The 15352-nt window shown below is 70.8% G+C and carries 11 protein-coding genes and 2 pseudogenes; 8 read left to right on the forward strand and 5 right to left on the reverse strand.

Going from position 1 to position 15352, the window contains the following annotated elements:
• The 4 genes and pseudogenes from AB0E24_RS14350 to AB0E24_RS14365 form a co-directional block, all read left to right on the forward strand.
• Positions 1–871, forward strand: a pseudogene (locus AB0E24_RS14350) (hypothetical protein); the annotation flags it as partial.
• Positions 868–2499: an ABC transporter ATP-binding protein gene (locus AB0E24_RS14355; RefSeq protein ID WP_359377074.1), complete on the forward strand. Its 1632-nt coding sequence runs from the start codon at positions 868–870 to the stop codon at positions 2497–2499. The pseudogene AB0E24_RS14350 and the gene AB0E24_RS14355, both read left to right, overlap by 4 nt.
• A gap of 182 nt (positions 2500–2681) precedes the next feature.
• Positions 2682–3479: pseudogene (locus AB0E24_RS14360) on the forward strand (ECF transporter S component); the annotation flags it as partial.
• A 441-nt stretch (positions 3480–3920) separates the two neighbouring features.
• Positions 3921–5204 carry a phosphatase PAP2 family protein gene (locus AB0E24_RS14365; RefSeq protein WP_206332192.1) on the forward strand — a complete coding sequence of 428 codons (1284 nt, stop codon included), beginning with the start codon at positions 3921–3923 and terminating at the stop codon, positions 5202–5204.
• 12 nt (positions 5205–5216) lie between these two features.
• Here AB0E24_RS14365 and AB0E24_RS14370 read toward each other — a convergent pair whose 3' ends face one another.
• Positions 5217–6386, reverse strand: a complete 1170-nt coding sequence (locus AB0E24_RS14370; RefSeq protein ID WP_069869174.1) for a steroid 3-ketoacyl-CoA thiolase — start codon at positions 6384–6386, stop codon at positions 5217–5219.
• Between the two features lie 250 nt (positions 6387–6636).
• Between AB0E24_RS14370 and AB0E24_RS14375 the strand changes: the two genes are divergently transcribed.
• Both AB0E24_RS14375 and AB0E24_RS14380 read left to right on the forward strand, forming a co-directional pair.
• Positions 6637–7869: a cytochrome P450 gene (locus AB0E24_RS14375; protein WP_079257418.1), complete on the forward strand. Its 1233-nt coding sequence runs from the start codon at positions 6637–6639 to the stop codon at positions 7867–7869.
• Positions 7870–7927: 58 nt separating this feature from the next.
• Complete coding sequence (locus tag AB0E24_RS14380; protein WP_079260431.1) at positions 7928–8527, forward strand: HD domain-containing protein; 600 nt, start codon at positions 7928–7930, stop codon at positions 8525–8527.
• Positions 8528–8615: 88 nt separating this feature from the next.
• Here AB0E24_RS14380 and AB0E24_RS14385 read toward each other — a convergent pair whose 3' ends face one another.
• The 3 genes from AB0E24_RS14385 to AB0E24_RS14395 form a co-directional block, all read right to left on the reverse strand.
• The gene (locus tag AB0E24_RS14385; protein WP_102934423.1) at positions 8616–9245 is read right to left on the reverse strand and encodes a superoxide dismutase family protein; all 630 of its coding nucleotides are present in this window, start codon (positions 9243–9245) and stop codon (positions 8616–8618) included.
• 100 nt (positions 9246–9345) lie between these two features.
• Positions 9346–11445 carry a bifunctional glycosyltransferase 87/phosphatase PAP2 family protein gene (locus AB0E24_RS14390; protein WP_359377577.1) on the reverse strand — a complete coding sequence of 700 codons (2100 nt, stop codon included), beginning with the start codon at positions 11443–11445 and terminating at the stop codon, positions 9346–9348.
• Between the two features lie 274 nt (positions 11446–11719).
• Positions 11720–12544 (reverse strand): AraC family transcriptional regulator, encoded by an 825-nt coding sequence (locus tag AB0E24_RS14395; RefSeq protein ID WP_359377580.1) that lies wholly within the window; start codon positions 12542–12544, stop codon positions 11720–11722.
• Between the two features lie 289 nt (positions 12545–12833).
• On the opposite strand from AB0E24_RS14395, the gene AB0E24_RS14400 reads away from it, so the two are divergent.
• Entirely contained in the window at positions 12834–13244 is a 411-nt protein-coding gene (locus AB0E24_RS14400; RefSeq protein WP_100807390.1) for a PTH2-like family protein, read from the forward strand.
• Between the two features lie 6 nt (positions 13245–13250).
• Here AB0E24_RS14400 and AB0E24_RS14405 read toward each other — a convergent pair whose 3' ends face one another.
• On the reverse strand, positions 13251–14177 hold the full coding sequence (locus tag AB0E24_RS14405) for an AraC family transcriptional regulator (protein ID WP_359377081.1): 927 nt from the start codon (positions 14175–14177) through the stop codon (positions 13251–13253).
• Positions 14178–14291: 114 nt separating this feature from the next.
• On the opposite strand from AB0E24_RS14405, the gene AB0E24_RS14410 reads away from it, so the two are divergent.
• Positions 14292–15275, forward strand: a complete 984-nt coding sequence (locus AB0E24_RS14410) for a zinc-dependent alcohol dehydrogenase family protein (RefSeq protein ID WP_359377084.1) — start codon at positions 14292–14294, stop codon at positions 15273–15275.
• Positions 15276–15352 lie beyond the last annotated feature (77 nt).

A 15352-nucleotide genomic window follows, 5' to 3' on the forward strand; every position in this document is an offset into this window, starting at 1 on the left:
GCCCCTCATCGACCAGCCGTCGTCCGGCTCCGAACAGGAGCGGGGCGCCCCGATCACCGGTACCTGGATGGTCGCGGCCCTGATGATCTGGGCCGCGACCGCCGCCCCGCAGGCCCTCCAGCCGTCCGTCGTCCCCCTCACGGCCCCGACCCTGCCGTTGTGGCCGGCGGCGGGAGTCCTGCTGGGCCTCCTCCCGTCCCTCGCGGCCCCGGCCCCGCTTTCGCCTCCGGCACCGACCCACGAACCACCTCCGCCGAACGAGCTCCCCGCCGCTCCGGCCCGGGCAGTGCGCAACCAACGCCGCCCGGAGCAACCGGCCCCCGACCCACACCCACGGCCCGGCAACACGACGACGAAACCGCACCCCGACCGGCAACCGGCCACGTCCCGCGAACCGCTTCCGGCGGACGAAGCCCCCGCCGGACCGCTCCAGGTGCGGAACCGGCGCCGCCCGGAGCCAAGCACCCCGCCCGCCGCCGAACCACACCCGCAGCCCAACAGCACAACGACGGAACCACACCCGAACACAGCCACCAACGCGCACCGGGGTCCGGCCCCCGGCGCCCGCCCGGACACGGACGCCGCCCACAGCACCCGCCCCGCCACCGCGCCCCACCCGCAGCCCGGCGACACGACGACGAAACCGCACCCCGACCCGCAGCCGACCACGTCCCGCAAACCGCTTCCGGCGGACGAAGCCCCCGCCCGACCCGCCCGAGGGCGGGGCGGGCTGTGCGGCCCGGGCTCCGGTGCGTCATCCGACTCGCGTCCGGCGGATGCCCCCGACAACCACCCCACCGCACACACCTCGCCCGGTGGCGAGCGCGGGAGCGCGCGAGCCGAGGCGGGGCCCGAGGAGGCCACGCAGTGATCCGGTTCGAGCAGGTGTCGGTCCACTACGACGGGGCGGCGCGCCCCGCCCTGGCAGGGGTGGACCTGACCGTTCCCGAGGGGGAGCTGTGTCTGCTGGTCGGGCCGTCCGGGGTCGGCAAGTCGACACTCCTGGGCGCCGTCTCCGGTCTCGTACCGCATTTCACCGGCGGCACCCTGCGCGGCCGCGTCACCGTCGCGGGCCGGGACACCCGTACCCACAAGCCGCGTGAACTGGCCGACGTCGTCGGCACCGTGGGCCAGGATCCGCTCGCGCACTTCGTCACCGACACCGTCGAGGACGAGCTGGCCTACGGCATGGAGTCCCTCGGCATCGCCCCGGACACCATGCGCCGCCGGGTCGAGGAGACGCTTGACCTGCTGGGCCTCGCCGAGCTGCGGGACCGCCCCATCGCCACGCTCTCGGGCGGGCAGCGGCAGCGCGTGGCGATCGGTTCGGTGCTCACCACCCACCCCCGCGTCCTGGTCCTGGACGAGCCGACCTCCGCGCTCGACCCGGCCGCGGCCGAGGAGGTGCTGGCGGTCCTCCAGCGGCTGGTGCACGACCTGGGCACCACCGTGCTGATGGCCGAGCACCGCCTGGAGCGGGTGGCGCAGTACGCGGACCAGATGATCCTGCTGCCCTCCCCCGGCGCCGCCCCGCTGACCGGCGCACCGGCCGAGCTGCTGCCGGTGTCGCCCGTCCAGCCGCCCGTGGTGGCGCTGAGCGGGCTGGCGGGGTGGCCGTCGCCGGTGCCGTTGTCAATACGGGACGCACGCCGTAAGGCGGGCACGCTGCGGGAACGGCTCGCGCGGCTCGCCCCGCGGCCGGTGGCCGATCCGCCGCCGGGCGAGCCGGTGGCCGAGGTCGCGCGGCTTTCGGTCCGCCACGGCCGAGTGGAAGCCCTGCGCGGGGTGGAGCTGTCGGTGCGGCCGGGCGAGACGGTGGCGCTGATGGGACGCAACGGGGCGGGCAAGTCCACACTGCTGGCGAGCCTGGTCGGACTGCACGAACCGGCCTCCGGGTCGGTACGGGTCGGCCCGAGCCGGGTCGTACCGCACCGCACCCGCCCCGCCGAACTGCTGCGCCAGGTGGGCCTCGTGCCTCAGGAGCCGCGCGATCTGCTCTACGCGGACACGGTCGCCGCCGAATGCGCGGCGGCCGACCAGGACGCGGGCGCGGCGCCCGGTACCTGCCGTGAGCTGGTCGGCCGACTGCTGCCGGAAGTGGCGGAGGTGGCGGACACCTCGCATCCGCGCGATCTGTCGGAGGGACAGCGGCTGGCGCTGGCCCTGTCCGTCATCCTCACCGCGCGCCCGCCGCTGCTGCTGCTCGACGAGCCGACGCGCGGGCTCGACTACGCGGCGAAGGCGCGCCTGGTGGAGGTGGTGCGTGGGCTGGCGGCGGACGGCCATGCGATCGTGCTGGCCACCCACGATGTGGAGCTGGCGGCCGAGATCGCCCATCGTGTCGTCATCCTGGCCGAGGGCGAGGTGGTCGCGGACGGGCCCACGGCCGAGGTGGTGGTGTCCTCCCCCGCCTTCGCCCCACAGGTGGCCAAGGTCCTGGCGCCACTGCCATGGCTGACCGTGCCGCAAGTACGCGAGGCGCTGGAGGGAGCCCCGTGACCGGGCGCCCCCTGAGCAACGAGCCACGCCGAACGGAGAACGAGCCGCGCCGAACGCAAAGCGAGCCACACCGGGCCGAGGGCGAGCCGCACCAGGCACAGACCGAACCACCCCAGACACAAGGCGCACCACCCCGGACACAACGCAAACCGACCTCAACGGCGCCCGGCGGCCGTGGCCGCATCCGTGCTGTGCGTCTCGGCCCGCGCTCGGTGGCGGCGCTCGCGCTCGTATCCGCCGTCGGTGCCGTCGCCTTCGGCTGGCCGCTCTTCGCACCGGGCGACTCCGGGATCACCACCCACGCCGCCGACGCCCCCTGGCTGTTCGCCGCGCTGCTTCCGCTGCTGCTGGCCGTGGTCGTGGCGACCATCGCGGACACCGGTCTGGACGCCAAGGCCGTCGCGATGCTCGGGGTGCTGGCGGCGGCGGGGGCGGCCCTGCGGCCGCTGGGCGCGGGGACGGCCGGGATCGAGCCGATGTTCTTTCTGATGGTGCTGTCGGGGCGGGTGCTGGGCCCCGGTTTCGGCTTTGTCCTCGGCGCCGTGTCGATGTTCGCGTCCGCACTGCTCACCGGCGGGGTGGGGCCGTGGATGCCGTTCCAGATGCTGGCCATGGGCTGGGTGGCGATGGGCGCGGGGCTGCTGCCGGGCGCCGCCCGGCTGCGCGGCCGGGCGGAGACGCTGCTGCTCGCCGGGTACGGGGCGGTGGCGTCCGTGGCCTACGGAACGGTCATGAACCTCCAGGGCTGGACCCTGATGCAGGGCATGGCCTCGGGGATCTCCTACGTCCCGGGCGATCCGCTCGACGAGAACCTCGCCCGCTTCGTGGCGTACTGCCTGGCCACCTCGCTGGGCTGGGACCTGCCACGCGCCGTGGTCACGATGGTCCTCACGCTCACACTCGGCGGCGCCATCCTCAAGGCCCTGCGCCGCGCCACCCGCCGCGCGGCCTTCGAGGCCCCGATCGCCTTCGAAGCCCCGGTCGCGTTCGAGGACCCGGCCCTCGAAGCCAAAGTCGCCTTCGAGGACCCCATCACTTTCGAGACCCCGGTCACATTCAAAGCTCCGGCCGCCGCCCAGGACCCGGCCCCGTTCCGCCAAGCCGACGGCGGTAGTTCGGCCTGAGCCCCTGAACGCCCACCGCCCACCGCCCACCGGACCGGACACCATAAGAGTCTCCTGGCCACCGCCCCCCAACCAGAGAAACCACCCCACCCGCACCGCTCAGATAACATGATCGGCCTCACGACGAGCGCCCCCATCGCCCGCCTTTCACCGGAAAGCCTCGCTATCCGGTGCAAAAAGTGACCCACATATCCAACACCAAGCAAATCGGCCAAACAATTGATACCCATATCATCGCGGGTGATTTCGCGAATAAAGCACAGAACAAGGTTCACCGCATGGCGTCAACCACGGGCGATGCTGTGGGCCACGGCGGGTGTGGCGACCCTTGGATTCCTCATCGCGCTGGAGATCGCGTCCCGTCGCTATGGTCTGCCGGGGCCGATCACCAACCAGGCGCGCGAGGTGATATTTCCCCCCAAATCGGGCTTCCTCCTCTACGCCGGTATGGCGTTGATGATGGTGGTGCTCACCTGGCGGGAACGTTTCATCGCATTCGGTGTCGCGGTCGGCATCGACATCGCGTTCGTACTGACACGGTGGGCGGCCGACGTAAAGGTGACCGACGGCCACCCCTTCGGCAACGGTGCGCTGTGGGTGCTTCTGGGCTATGCGGTCATCGCCGTCACCCGCCGCACCGGCCGGGAGCGCGCCCTGCTGCTGAAGGGCGTCGGGCTGGCCCTGTTGCTGGTGGCCGGTCGCAAGACGGGTGATACCTGGCTGCTCATCACGTCCAAGACCCGCCCGGCGGTGCTCGACCAGTACGTGGCGACCGCCGATCACGCACTGGGCAATCCATCGTGGGTGGTGGGCCGTCTCGTCAGGGCCACCGGCCCGATCGGCGCCCATGTTCTCGACTACGTCTACATACAGCTCGCGGTGGCCGCGGTCGTCGTCGCGCTCTACCAGCTGCGCAACGTGGCGGCCGAGCGCCGCTTCCCGGCCCACCATCTGGTGCGCACCTTCCTGGCGATCGGCCTCCTCGGCCCGGCCATCTACATGATCTTCCCCGTGGTCGGACCGGTCTTCGCCTACGGCGCCGACGGCGGGCACTGGGCGGTGGCCAACGTATGGCCGGAGACGGCGCCGGCGCTCATTGCCCCGCATCCGATGCCGTTCGACGAGATCACCCCGCGCAACTGCATGCCCAGTCTGCACACGGCATGGGCCACCACGATCTTCCTTCACTCCCGCAGAGGCCCCCGAATTCTGCGCTTCGCGGGCACGTTCTGGCTGATCGCCACGCTCGGCGCGACGCTGGGATTCGGTTACCACTACGGCGTGGATCTCATCGCCGGTGTGGTGTTCGCGCTCACGGTCGAGGCGGCGCTGCGCTCGTTCGCGCACGGCTGGGACCGGGCGGGAATCCAATTGGTCGCACATGGCGCGACGGTCTTCGCCGCGCTTCTGGTGGCTTATCGCTATCTGCCGAGGGAGATGGCCGCATACCCGTGGCTGTTCGGACCGCTTCTCCTGCTGGCGATGGCCTCGGTGATCCACGGCTATGTACGGACCACCAGACTGTGGGAACCGAAGGCCGCACCGGCGCCGCGGCCGGAACCTCAGCCCGAACTGGTCTGAATGATCCAGACCCTAGAGCCGCTGAATGATCGTGCCCGTGGCCAGCGCACCGCCCGCGCACATGGTGATCAGCGCGAATTCCTTGTCCGCGCGCTCCAGTTCATGCAGCGCGGTGGTGATCAGGCGTGCCCCCGTGGCCCCCACGGGGTGCCCCAGCGCGATCGCGCCGCCGTTGACGTTCACCTTCGCCAGGTCCTGCTCGAAGACCCGCGCCCAGGACAGCACCACCGAGGCGAACGCCTCGTTGATCTCGATCAGATCGATGTCCTTCAGCGTCATCCCGGCCTTGCCCAGCACCGCCTTCGTGGCGTCGATCGGCCCGTCCAGATGGAAGTGCGGATCGGTGCCGACGAGGGCCTGGGCCACGATCCGGGCGCGGGGGCGGAGCTTGAGGGCGCGGGCCATCCGCTTGGAGGCCCAGAGCACCGCACACGCGCCGTCGGAGATCTGGGAGGAGTTGCCCGCGGTGTGCACGGCGGTCGGCATGATGGGCTTGAGCCCGGCCAGCCCCTCCATGGTGGTGTCGCGCAGCCCCTCGTCCCGGTCGACGGCCCGCCACATGCCCTCTCCGGCGGTCTGCTCCTCCTCCGTCGTGGGCACCTGCACCGCGAAGGTCTCGCGCTTGAACCGCTCCTCCGCCCAGGCCCGCGCCGCCCGCTCCTGGGAGATCAGCCCGAGGGCGTCCACGTTCTCCCGGGTCAGGCCGCGGTTGCGGGCGATCCGCTCGGCCGCCTGGAACTGATTGGGCAGATCCACGTTCCACTCCTCGGGGAACGGTTTGCCCGGTCCGTGTTTGGAGCCGCTGCCCAGCGGCACCCGCGACATGGCCTCGACCCCGCAGCCGATGCCGATGTCGATGACACCGGTGGCGACCATGTTGGCCACCATGTGGTTGGCCTGCTGCGAGGAGCCGCACTGACAGTCCACCGTCGTCGCCGCCGTCTCGTAGGGCAGCCCCATGGTCAGCCAGGCGGTGCGCGCGGGGTTCATCGACTGCTCCCCGGCGTGGGTGACCGTGCCGCCGACGATCTGCTCGACGCAGTCCGGCTGGATGCCCGTACGGGCGAGGAGTTCGCGGTAGGTCTCGCCGAGCAGATAGGCGGGGTGGAGGTTGGCGAGCGCGCCTCCGCGCTTGCCGATGGGGGTGCGTACGGCTTCGACGATGACGGGTTCCGCGGCCATGGGTGTCTCGTCCTCTCATCGCATCCGCGGGGCTCCCGGCAGCGCCCGCGCCAGAACTAGTACGCGTTCTAGTTCTTCGACTCAGTCTGCTGAGGCCCGCCCCAAGGGCGCAAGGGTTGTGCAGGGGTTGAGCGGACCTGGGGCTCCACCATTCCCCCGAAACAATGGCCGCGATTTCTCTTGCTACTTGTAGAACCCGTTACTACCTTGCGGACACTTCTGATAGGCCGTCAGATATCTGGAGTGGCCGATGACCTGTCCAGCGCTCCCCGAAGGCTTTGACCTCACCGACCCCGACCTCCACCAGCATCGGGTGCCACTCCCGGAGCTCGCCCGGCTGCGGCAGACCGCCCCCGTGTGCTGGATCCCCCAGCCACACGGCATCGCCGGGTTCGACGACGACGGCTACTGGGCCATTACCCGCCATGCCGACGTCAAGGAGGTCTCCACCCGGCCGGACATCTTCTCCTCCCACGCCAACACCGCGATCATCCGCTTCAACGAGCACATCCAGCGCGATCAGATCGACGTCCAGAAGCTGATCATGCTCAATATGGATCCGCCCGAGCACACCCGGGTCCGCCAGATCGTCCAGCGCGGTTTCACCCCGCGTGCCATCCGCGCCCTCGAGGACGCCCTGCGCGACCGCGCCACCCGTATCGTGGCCGGGGCCAGGGAGAGCGGCAGCGGGGACTTCGTCACCGATGTCGCCTGCGAACTGCCGCTGCAAGCGATCGCCGAGCTGATCGGCATCCCCCAGCAGGACCGGACCAAGATCTTCGACTGGTCCAACAAGATGGTCGCCTACGACGATCCGGAGCTGGCCATCACCGAGGAGATCGGCGCCGAGTCGGCCATGGAGCTGATCTCGTACTCCATGAACCTCGCCGCCGACCGCAAGGCGTGCCCCGCCAAGGACATCGTCAGCCGGCTGGTGGCCGCCGAGGACGAGGGCAATCTGGGCTCCGACGAGTTCGGCTTCTTCGTGCTGCTGCTCGCCGTCGCCGGCAACGAGACCACGCGCAACGCCATCAGCCACGGGATGCACGCCTTCCTCACCCACCCCGACCAGTGGGAGCTGTTCAAGGCCGAGCGCCCCGCCACCGCCGCCGACGAGATCGTGCGCTGGGCCACCCCCGTGATGTCGTTCCAGCGCACCGCCACCCAGGACACCGAGCTGGGCGGTCAGCGCATCGAGGCGGGCCAACGGGTCGGCGTCTTCTACTCCTCCGCCAACAACGACCCCGAGGTCTTCGACCGCCCGGAGGTCTTCGACATCGCCCGCGACCCCAACCCCCATCTCGGCTTCGGCGGTGGCGGACCGCACTTCTGCCTCGGCAAGAGCCTGGCGGAGCTGGAGATCCGGCTGATCTTCGAGGCCATCGCGGACACCCTCCCGGACATCCGGCTCACGGGTGAGCCCCGGCGGCTGCGCTCGGCCTGGCTGAACGGGATCAAGGAGCTGAGGGTGACCTACACGTAGCCTGTTCGTGCCGCGCCAGGAGTCCCACAACCCCCCGGGCGCGGGCACACTGACCGCCATGAGCGAGATGAACGGCCCGCACGGCGCGGCGGGCGATCGGCGAAGACTCTTCGACTTCATAGCCCTCACCGCCCGCCTCCGTGAGATCGAGCGCGCCAACAACGCCACCGCGGAACGCAAGGAGAGCGTCGCGGAGCACTCCTGGCACCTGGCGATGGTGAGCTGGATACTGCACGCCGAGTTCGAACGCGAGGCCGGGCAGCGCCTGGACCTCACCAAGATGCTCAAGCTGTGCCTGATGCACGACCTCGTCGAGATGGACGCGGTGGAGCGGGGCGCCGCGGGCGGTGAGCCCCCGCGCTTCGCCTCGCTCCCCGCGCCGCTGGGCGCCGAACTGCTCGCGCTGTGGCGGGAGTACGAGGAGGGCCGTACGCCCGAGGCGTGTCTGGTGCGCGGGGTGGACCGGCTCAATCCCACCCTGATGCGCTGTCTGACCGGCCAGGGCTGGGGCGACATGGCCACCGACAGCCACGCTCCCGTGGACGCCGAGGCGCTCGACGGGCTGCATCTGCCACGGGTCGCCGTGAGCGAGACGCTGCGCGCGCTGTACGAGGAGATCAGGAACGCCTCGGTGGAGGGCGGGCTGCTGCCGCCCTGAGCCGCGCCGCCCCGCCCCGGGAACCCCGCGGTCCCGAACCGTCCGGACCCTATGAGCCGTCCGGACCGAGAGGGCTGTCCGAACGCCGCTACTTGAACGGGACGTTCACACACGCCACCCGGGCGCCGGCCTGCCCGGCCTTACCCGATGTGGTGCCCGTGGCATGCTTGTGGATCACCACGGAATGGGCCTCCCCGGACCGGAAGTTCCACTTCACCCAGGACTTGGCCCAGCCCTTGCCGTTGCTCTTGGTGGTGACGTCGAGCCACACCTCATTGTGCGGGTTGGCGTACTTCGGGTTGGTCGAGGGCTGCTTGGGGTCCGGCTTGTTCTGGTAGTGCGGCCCCGACGAGTCGGGCTTGGTGCCACACGGCTTCGTATGGACATGGATCCCGAAGTGGTGATCGGCCGCGAGGCCACGCACGCTGATGAACACGAACGTGCCCTTGTGCATCTTGTACTGGCCGTGGCCCTGCGCGCCCTCGCGGTTCTTCATGCCCTTGCCACCCACCCGCGCCTCCGCGATGAACACGCTCGCGGACGTCGGCACCAGCGACTTGTCGTACGTCACCGCTCCGGCGCTCTTCGCCTGCGCGGCCGGCTGGAACCTGTCGTGGACGAAGACGAAGGGGTGTGGCGGCGCGGCGACCGCGGGTGTCGCAATGGCCATCGAGGCACCCATCGCCACCGCCGCGGTTACTGCCTTCACCAGGGACATCGTTGATCCCTCCTCAGTCGGGGTCCCCGCTCCCCGTCTCGATTCCCAGATCCCCCCGTTTTAACGCGCTTGTCCGACTTCGCGCCCCCTTCTCACCACGCTAGACCCGCTGGTCATGCCGCTCAACGCGAGCGTCACCCCCCTTTGGGGGCTCATCCGCGGCGGACTGGGCCCCCTCCCCGGACCGGGCCTGCTCGGCCGGCTCGGCGTCGTCATGCCCTCCACCGCGCTGCCGCACCAGCCCCGGTACCAGTTCCCGGGCCCGGGCGACCGCGGTGCCCATCGCCGCCGACAGCGGTGGCGCCTCCTCTTGCGGGCGCCTGCCCACGCCGAGCAGCAGATACTGAAGCCCGAACCCGGCCGAGACGATGGCCGCGCCGCCGATCGCGTCCAGCACATAGTGGTTCGCGGTGCCCACGATGACCGCCGTCGTCAGCAGCGGATACAGGATGCCGAGCACCTTCGCCCAGACGTACGGCGCCACGATCGCGATGACCACCCCGCACCACAGCGACCACCCCACGTGCAGCGACGGCATGGCCGCGTACTGGTTGGACAGCTTGGTGAGCGCGCCGAAGTCCGGGTTGTTCAGGTCCTGCGGGCCGTGCGCGGTGTCCACGTACCCGAGCCCCATCAGCCGCGGCGGGGCCAGCGGGTAGAGCCAGAAGCCGACCAGGGCGAGCAGTGTGGCGAAGGCCAGCGGGGTGCGGGCCCAGCGGTACGTCGCCGGGCGGCGCAGATACAGCCAGCCCAGCAGGGACAGCGGAATCAGGAAGTGGAAGGTGCTGTAGTACCAGTTCATGAAGAGCTTGAGCCACTCGGTGTCCGCCACGATGGCGTTGAACCAGTGCTCGATGTCGATATGCAGCCAGCCCTCGAGGGTGAGCACCTGGTCTCCATGCCCCTCGGCCACACTGCGCTCGTCCGGGGCGTGGCCGCGGATCCAGGAGTAGGCGAAGTAGCCGACGCGGATCAGCATCAGCTCGAGCATCAGGTTCGGGCGGGACAGCGGCCGCTTGAGCAGGCGCAGCAACGGCACCCAGGCGAAGCGGCTCCTGGCCGGCTCGGCGATCGGCGTCGGCTCGGGTTCGTCCCAGCGCGGCGAGGTGCGGGAGAGGAACGGCACCACACAGGCGGCGGCGAGCGCGGCGAGCAGCGGCGCATTGTAGCCGATATGGCCCAGGATCTCGATGTCGGGCAGCAGCGCGGTGCGGTTGAGCGACATCGCCAGCACCACCAGCACCGGCCACACCAGCCGGTCGGAGCCGCGCCGCCCCACCCGGCCGACCACGGCCAGCAGGATCCACAGCTGCTGGTGCTGCCAGGAGGTGGGCGAGACCGCGAGCGCCACGCTGCCGGTGATGGCGGCGGCGAGCAGCAGCTGTCCGTCCTGGGCGTAGTGCACCGCGCGCCGCAGGCCGATCACCGCGACCGCGACCGCGAGCACGGCCAGCAGCGCCAGCTCCATCGGGCCCTCGAGACCGATGCGCAGCAGCAGCCCGTGCAGCGACTGGTTGGCCAGGCTGTCGGCGGGAGCGCCGAGCCCGGCGCCACCGATGTGGTGCACCCAGTACGTCCATGAGTCGTGCGGCATGGCCGCGCAGGCGAGCGCGGTGCACGTGGCGAACGTGGCGCCCGCGAGCGCCGCGGCCCGGCGCCGTCCGATCAGCCACAGCACGACGGCGAACAGCAGCAGCGCGGGCTGGAGCGCCGCGGCCACCCCGATGAGTACCCCGGCCTGCCGACCGGAGGTTCTGGGCAGCACGGTGAGGACGACCAGCAGCACCGGGATGATGCTGGTCTGGCCGAGGGTGAAGGTGTTGCGCACCGGAAGCGACAGCACCAGCAGGCTGATGGCCAGCGGGGCGGCGATCAGCGAGGTGCGGCGGGAGACCGGACCGGGCAGCGCGCGGGCCACCACCAGTCCGAGGATCACGACGAGCAGCAGGGTGCCGAAGGTCCAGGCGACCCCGAGGCTCTGCTCGGCGGCCCGGGTCAGCGGCTTGAGGACGAGCCCGGAGAACGGGGTGCCGGTGAAGGAGTCCCCGTCGTACAGCGACCCGCTGACGTGCAGCACACCGTGCTCACCGATCCAGGTCTCCAGATCGGTCAGCCGCTCCTCGGGCGGCAGCCGCAGCACCGCCGCCGCCTGACGGACCGCCAGCAGGCCCGCCAGGAGCCACAGGGCCGCGAGCCCCATTCTGGTCCGTGACGTCCGCACCCCGACGGCGCCGGGGCCCGACCCCGTATCCGGGGTTCTCCCCAGTCCGCTCCGCTCCACGTTCGCCACGCCCTGCCGCTCCCCCACTCGCCCTCTTCATCTGTCCCGGATTCTGGAGACCCTACTGAGCCCACTACTCAGACGCGGAACACCCCCTCTTCACCTGACCGTCGTCCCGGGTTGTCCGAAAGATGTCAGGCTTTGGCAGGGTGCTTGCGCTCCGCACGAGTCCGTATGGTCCGGCCCAATTTCATCAGGGCTGGGGGGTGCGCCGCGAATCGGGACTCGCCGCGCGCTGAAATGTTCCCGGCGTCACTCCGAAGCACCGCACGAACCACCGGTGGAAGTGGCTCTGATCGGCGAACCCCGCCTGGGCCGCGGCCTCGGCCGCGCTATGGCCCGCCACCAGCAGTCCGCGCGCCCGGCGCAGCCGAAGCTGCCGCTGGAAGTCGCTCGGCGCCATCCCGTACGCGGCGTGGAACGCCCGGTAGAGCGCGAAGCGGCTGCATCCGGCGGCCTCCGCGAGCCGCGCCGCCGGGATCTCCTGTGCGTACGCCTCCTCCAGCAGCGTCCTGGCCCGCCGCGCCGCCCGCGCCTGCCCACCGCCCCCGCCCGGAAGCTCCCGGGTCCGCAGCGCCCCGGTGGCCCCGCGCCGCACCATCGCCCCGACGGCCGCGGTCAGCCGCTCGTCCCGCACCAGCGGACCGGCGCCGTCGACCAGGGCGGTGTGCAGCCGCAGCAGGGCGCGGACCAGTACGGGGTCGGAGACCACGGGCTGTTCGAACAGCGGCAGCGCCGCCCGGCCGTCCGCACCACCGTCCGTGCCACCGGCCACATCGGCGAGAACGTTCCTCACCACATCGGGACTTATGTGGACGATCCGGTACTTGTAGCCGAGTTCGGCGGCCGCCTCCCCGTCATGCGGATCGTCGGGGTTGAAGACCATCACCATCCCCGCCCCGCTGGTACGCAGCGCGCCCCGGCACCGGAAGCGCTGGGCGCCGATCTCGGTGACGGCGAAGGAGTAGGCGTCATGGCTGTGGGGATGGAAACGATGGCTGAAAAAGTGCGCGTGCATGGCCTCCACGGGCCGGTCGGGATCGCGCCAGTACCGGGCCCAGTCCGCCCGCCGCCCCCGCTCCTCTTCTCCGACCGTACGCACGCCTCCATTGTGCCGGTGCGCGGCGCATCGCCTGTGCCGTGGCCCCGCGCATCGCTTGCGCGATGGCGCCGTGCGTCACCTGTGCCGTGACGCCGTGCATCACCTGTGCCGTGGCGCCGTGCGTCGCCCGTACCGATGGGCCGCGGCGGATCGCCCCGCACCAGCGTTCAAGACCGCGGCCCGGGAGAGCGACGAGAGTGGCGGCATGCGCTTCGACACCAAGATCGCCGTCATCGTCCGTACCGACCTCGCCGACTGGCAGAAGCTGAATGTGACCGCCTTCCTCTCCAGCGGCGTGGCGCACGCCACGGACGAGATCGTCGGCAAGCCGTACGAGGACGCCACCGGCAATGCCTACCTTCCGATGTTCCGCGAGCCCGTCCTCGTCTACGCCGCCGACGCCCCCGCCCTCAGCCGAACCCACGCCCGCGGCCTCTCCCGCGGCCTGCCGATGGCCCTCTACACGCACGAGCTCTTCGGCACCAACAACGAGGACGACAACCGCGCCGCGGTCCGGGCCGTCGAGGCCGACGCGCTGGACCTGGTGGGCCTCGCGGTCTATGGGCCGCGCAACCAGGTGGACAAGGTGACCAGGGGCTTGAGGCTGCACGGCTGAGTCACGCTACGCGGGTCCTGGACGCGCCGACCGCACGCGCCAGGCGCCGGGCGTGACGCCTTCCCGGTTCGAAAAGGCGCGGCTCAACGCGCTGCCGGTGTCGTAGCCGACCCTGACCGCGATCTCCTGGACGCTCAGCGGTGTCTCCCTGAGCAGGAGCTTCACCCGATACATGCGCCATGACGTGAGGTAGCCGAGCGGGGTGTCCCCGGTCTTCTCCTTGAACAGGGCGGCGAACGCCGAGCGTGACATCCCGGCCTTACGGGCGAGTTCGTCCACCGTCCACGGATGGGCCAGATCCGCGTGCAACTCCCGCATGGCCACCGCCAGCCGTGGATCCCGCAGCGCGGCGATCCAGCCGACGGTACCGCTGCCGACATCCGTACAGCAGGTCCGTAGCGCCTGGACGAAGAGCACATCGGACAGACGGCTCATGATGAAACCGCCGCCGAGCGCGCCCGCCGCGCTCTCCCGTGCGATGAGGTCGAACGTGCCGCGCAGGAGTTGACCGGACGTGTTGTCCAGATTCAGCCGGAACACCGGGGGCAGCAGCGCGAACAGCGGTTCCGCCGCCACGGAATCGAAGGCGAACCGGCTGGAGACGATCCGGGTCAGCTCCCCGTCGCCCCCGACCCGCGCCGCGTTGCCGGGGGCTTGGGAGATCAGGCCATCGCAGTCGACCACCTCGCCGCCCGTCTCGTCCTGAAGCGTGAATCCCACCCCCGCACGGACCAGGAAGCAGTCGTTCGCCTCCAGCCGCTGCGGCCCGGGGAGCGTGTCCGCGACGAGCCGGCACGAGCCACTGGAGATCAGGACCAGCCGGGCGAGGTGCCGGGGAGGGAACGAGATTCCCCATGGCGCACGGGCGTCCACCCGCACATACCGGGCGTCCTCGATCCTCATCGTGGCGAGGAGGTCATCGATCGGATCCATCTCCACTCCCCTGGACTCCCCTGGACGATCTGCGCCAAACAGTGGACGCCAAGATACATATCGTCCAGCCCGGCGCGCCTATCGTGGAGGCGAGATACGAACGAAGGGCAGCAAATGCGAACTTTCCAGGTGAGAACGGGCGGCGGCCTGATCACCTCGGCGGAGCGCCCGGTGCCGAGCCCGTCGGCGGGCGAAGTACTCGTACGGGTGAAAGCCAGCTCCCTCAACGCACGCGATCTGCTGATCGTCACCGGCAGGTACTCCGTCGACGTACCGCCGGGGCGCATCCCGCTCTCCGACGGCGCGGGCGTCGTGGAGGCCGTCGGGGACGGGGTCTCGCGGTTCCGAGTGGGAGATCGTGTCGCGGGCACCTTCCATCCCACATGGCTGTACGGCCCGTTCCCCGAGTGGGGGCAGCTGCGCGGCACCCATCGCGACGGCTGGCTCACCGAATACATCGCCCTCGACGAACAGAGCGCGGTCGCCGTACCGGACCATCTGACCTTCGAGGAAGCCGCCACGCTGCCCTGCGCCGCGCTCACCGCGTGGTCGGCCGTGAGCGGAGTCGGCCCGGGGGACGCGCTACTGGTCCAGGGCTCGGGCGGGGTATCGGTCTTCGCCCTACAGCTCGCCCGCCTGGCCGGCGCCCGCGTCCTGGCCACGACATCCAGCGACGCCAAGGCCCGGCGCCTCAGCGCCCTCGGCGCATCCGATGTCGTCGACTACACCAGCACACCCGAGTGGGGCGCGCGGGTACGCGCACTCACCGACGGCGGTGCCGACCGCGTCGTGGAGATCGGCGGCGCCGGAACGCTCTCCCAGTCCATCGACGCCGTCGCCCACGGCGGCCAGATCGCCCTCGTCGGCAATCTCGCGGCAGGCGACGGCATGGATGTGAACCGGTTCTTCCGCCGCGCCGCGACCCTCAGATCGATCAGCGTCGGCAGCCGCGGCGACTTCGAACGCATGAACAAGGTCATCGCCCAGAACCGGCTCCGGCCCGTCATCGACCGCGTCTTCCCCTTCGACCAGGCGCCGGAGGCGTTCGCCCACTTCGAAAAGGGACCCCGCTTCGGCAAGGTCGTCATCAGCCACTGACCGACGTCTTCACGCGTCTTTGACCATCGGATGTAGCAGACTGCGCCCAGAGAGTCGAGCTCAGGGCGCCGACCAGG

This window comes from Streptomyces malaysiensis subsp. malaysiensis (genome assembly GCF_040653035.1).
Lineage (GTDB): Bacteria > Actinomycetota > Actinomycetes > Streptomycetales > Streptomycetaceae > Streptomyces > Streptomyces malaysiensis.

What these genes read in the sequence shown, in the direction of transcription:
- AB0E24_RS14405 (WP_359377081.1), bottom strand. Translation starts at nt 14,177, where the DNA reads ATGGATCCGATCGATGACCTCCTCGCCACGATGAGGATCGAGGACGCC.
- AB0E24_RS14380 (WP_079260431.1), top strand. Translation starts at nt 7,928, where the DNA reads ATGAGCGAGATGAACGGCCCGCACGGCGCGGCGGGCGATCGGCGAAGA.
- AB0E24_RS14385 (WP_102934423.1), bottom strand. Translation starts at nt 9,245, where the DNA reads ATGTCCCTGGTGAAGGCAGTAACCGCGGCGGTGGCGATGGGTGCCTCG.
- AB0E24_RS14390 (WP_359377577.1), bottom strand. Translation starts at nt 11,445, where the DNA reads ATGGGGCTCGCGGCCCTGTGGCTCCTGGCGGGCCTGCTGGCGGTCCGT.
- AB0E24_RS14395 (WP_359377580.1), bottom strand. Translation starts at nt 12,544, where the DNA reads ATGCACGCGCACTTTTTCAGCCATCGTTTCCATCCCCACAGCCATGAC.
- AB0E24_RS14375 (WP_079257418.1), top strand. Translation starts at nt 6,637, where the DNA reads ATGACCTGTCCAGCGCTCCCCGAAGGCTTTGACCTCACCGACCCCGAC.
- AB0E24_RS14365 (WP_206332192.1), top strand. Translation starts at nt 3,921, where the DNA reads ATGCTGTGGGCCACGGCGGGTGTGGCGACCCTTGGATTCCTCATCGCG.
- AB0E24_RS14370 (WP_069869174.1), bottom strand. Translation starts at nt 6,386, where the DNA reads ATGGCCGCGGAACCCGTCATCGTCGAAGCCGTACGCACCCCCATCGGC.
- AB0E24_RS14400 (WP_100807390.1), top strand. Translation starts at nt 12,834, where the DNA reads ATGCGCTTCGACACCAAGATCGCCGTCATCGTCCGTACCGACCTCGCC.
- AB0E24_RS14410 (WP_359377084.1), top strand. Translation starts at nt 14,292, where the DNA reads ATGCGAACTTTCCAGGTGAGAACGGGCGGCGGCCTGATCACCTCGGCG.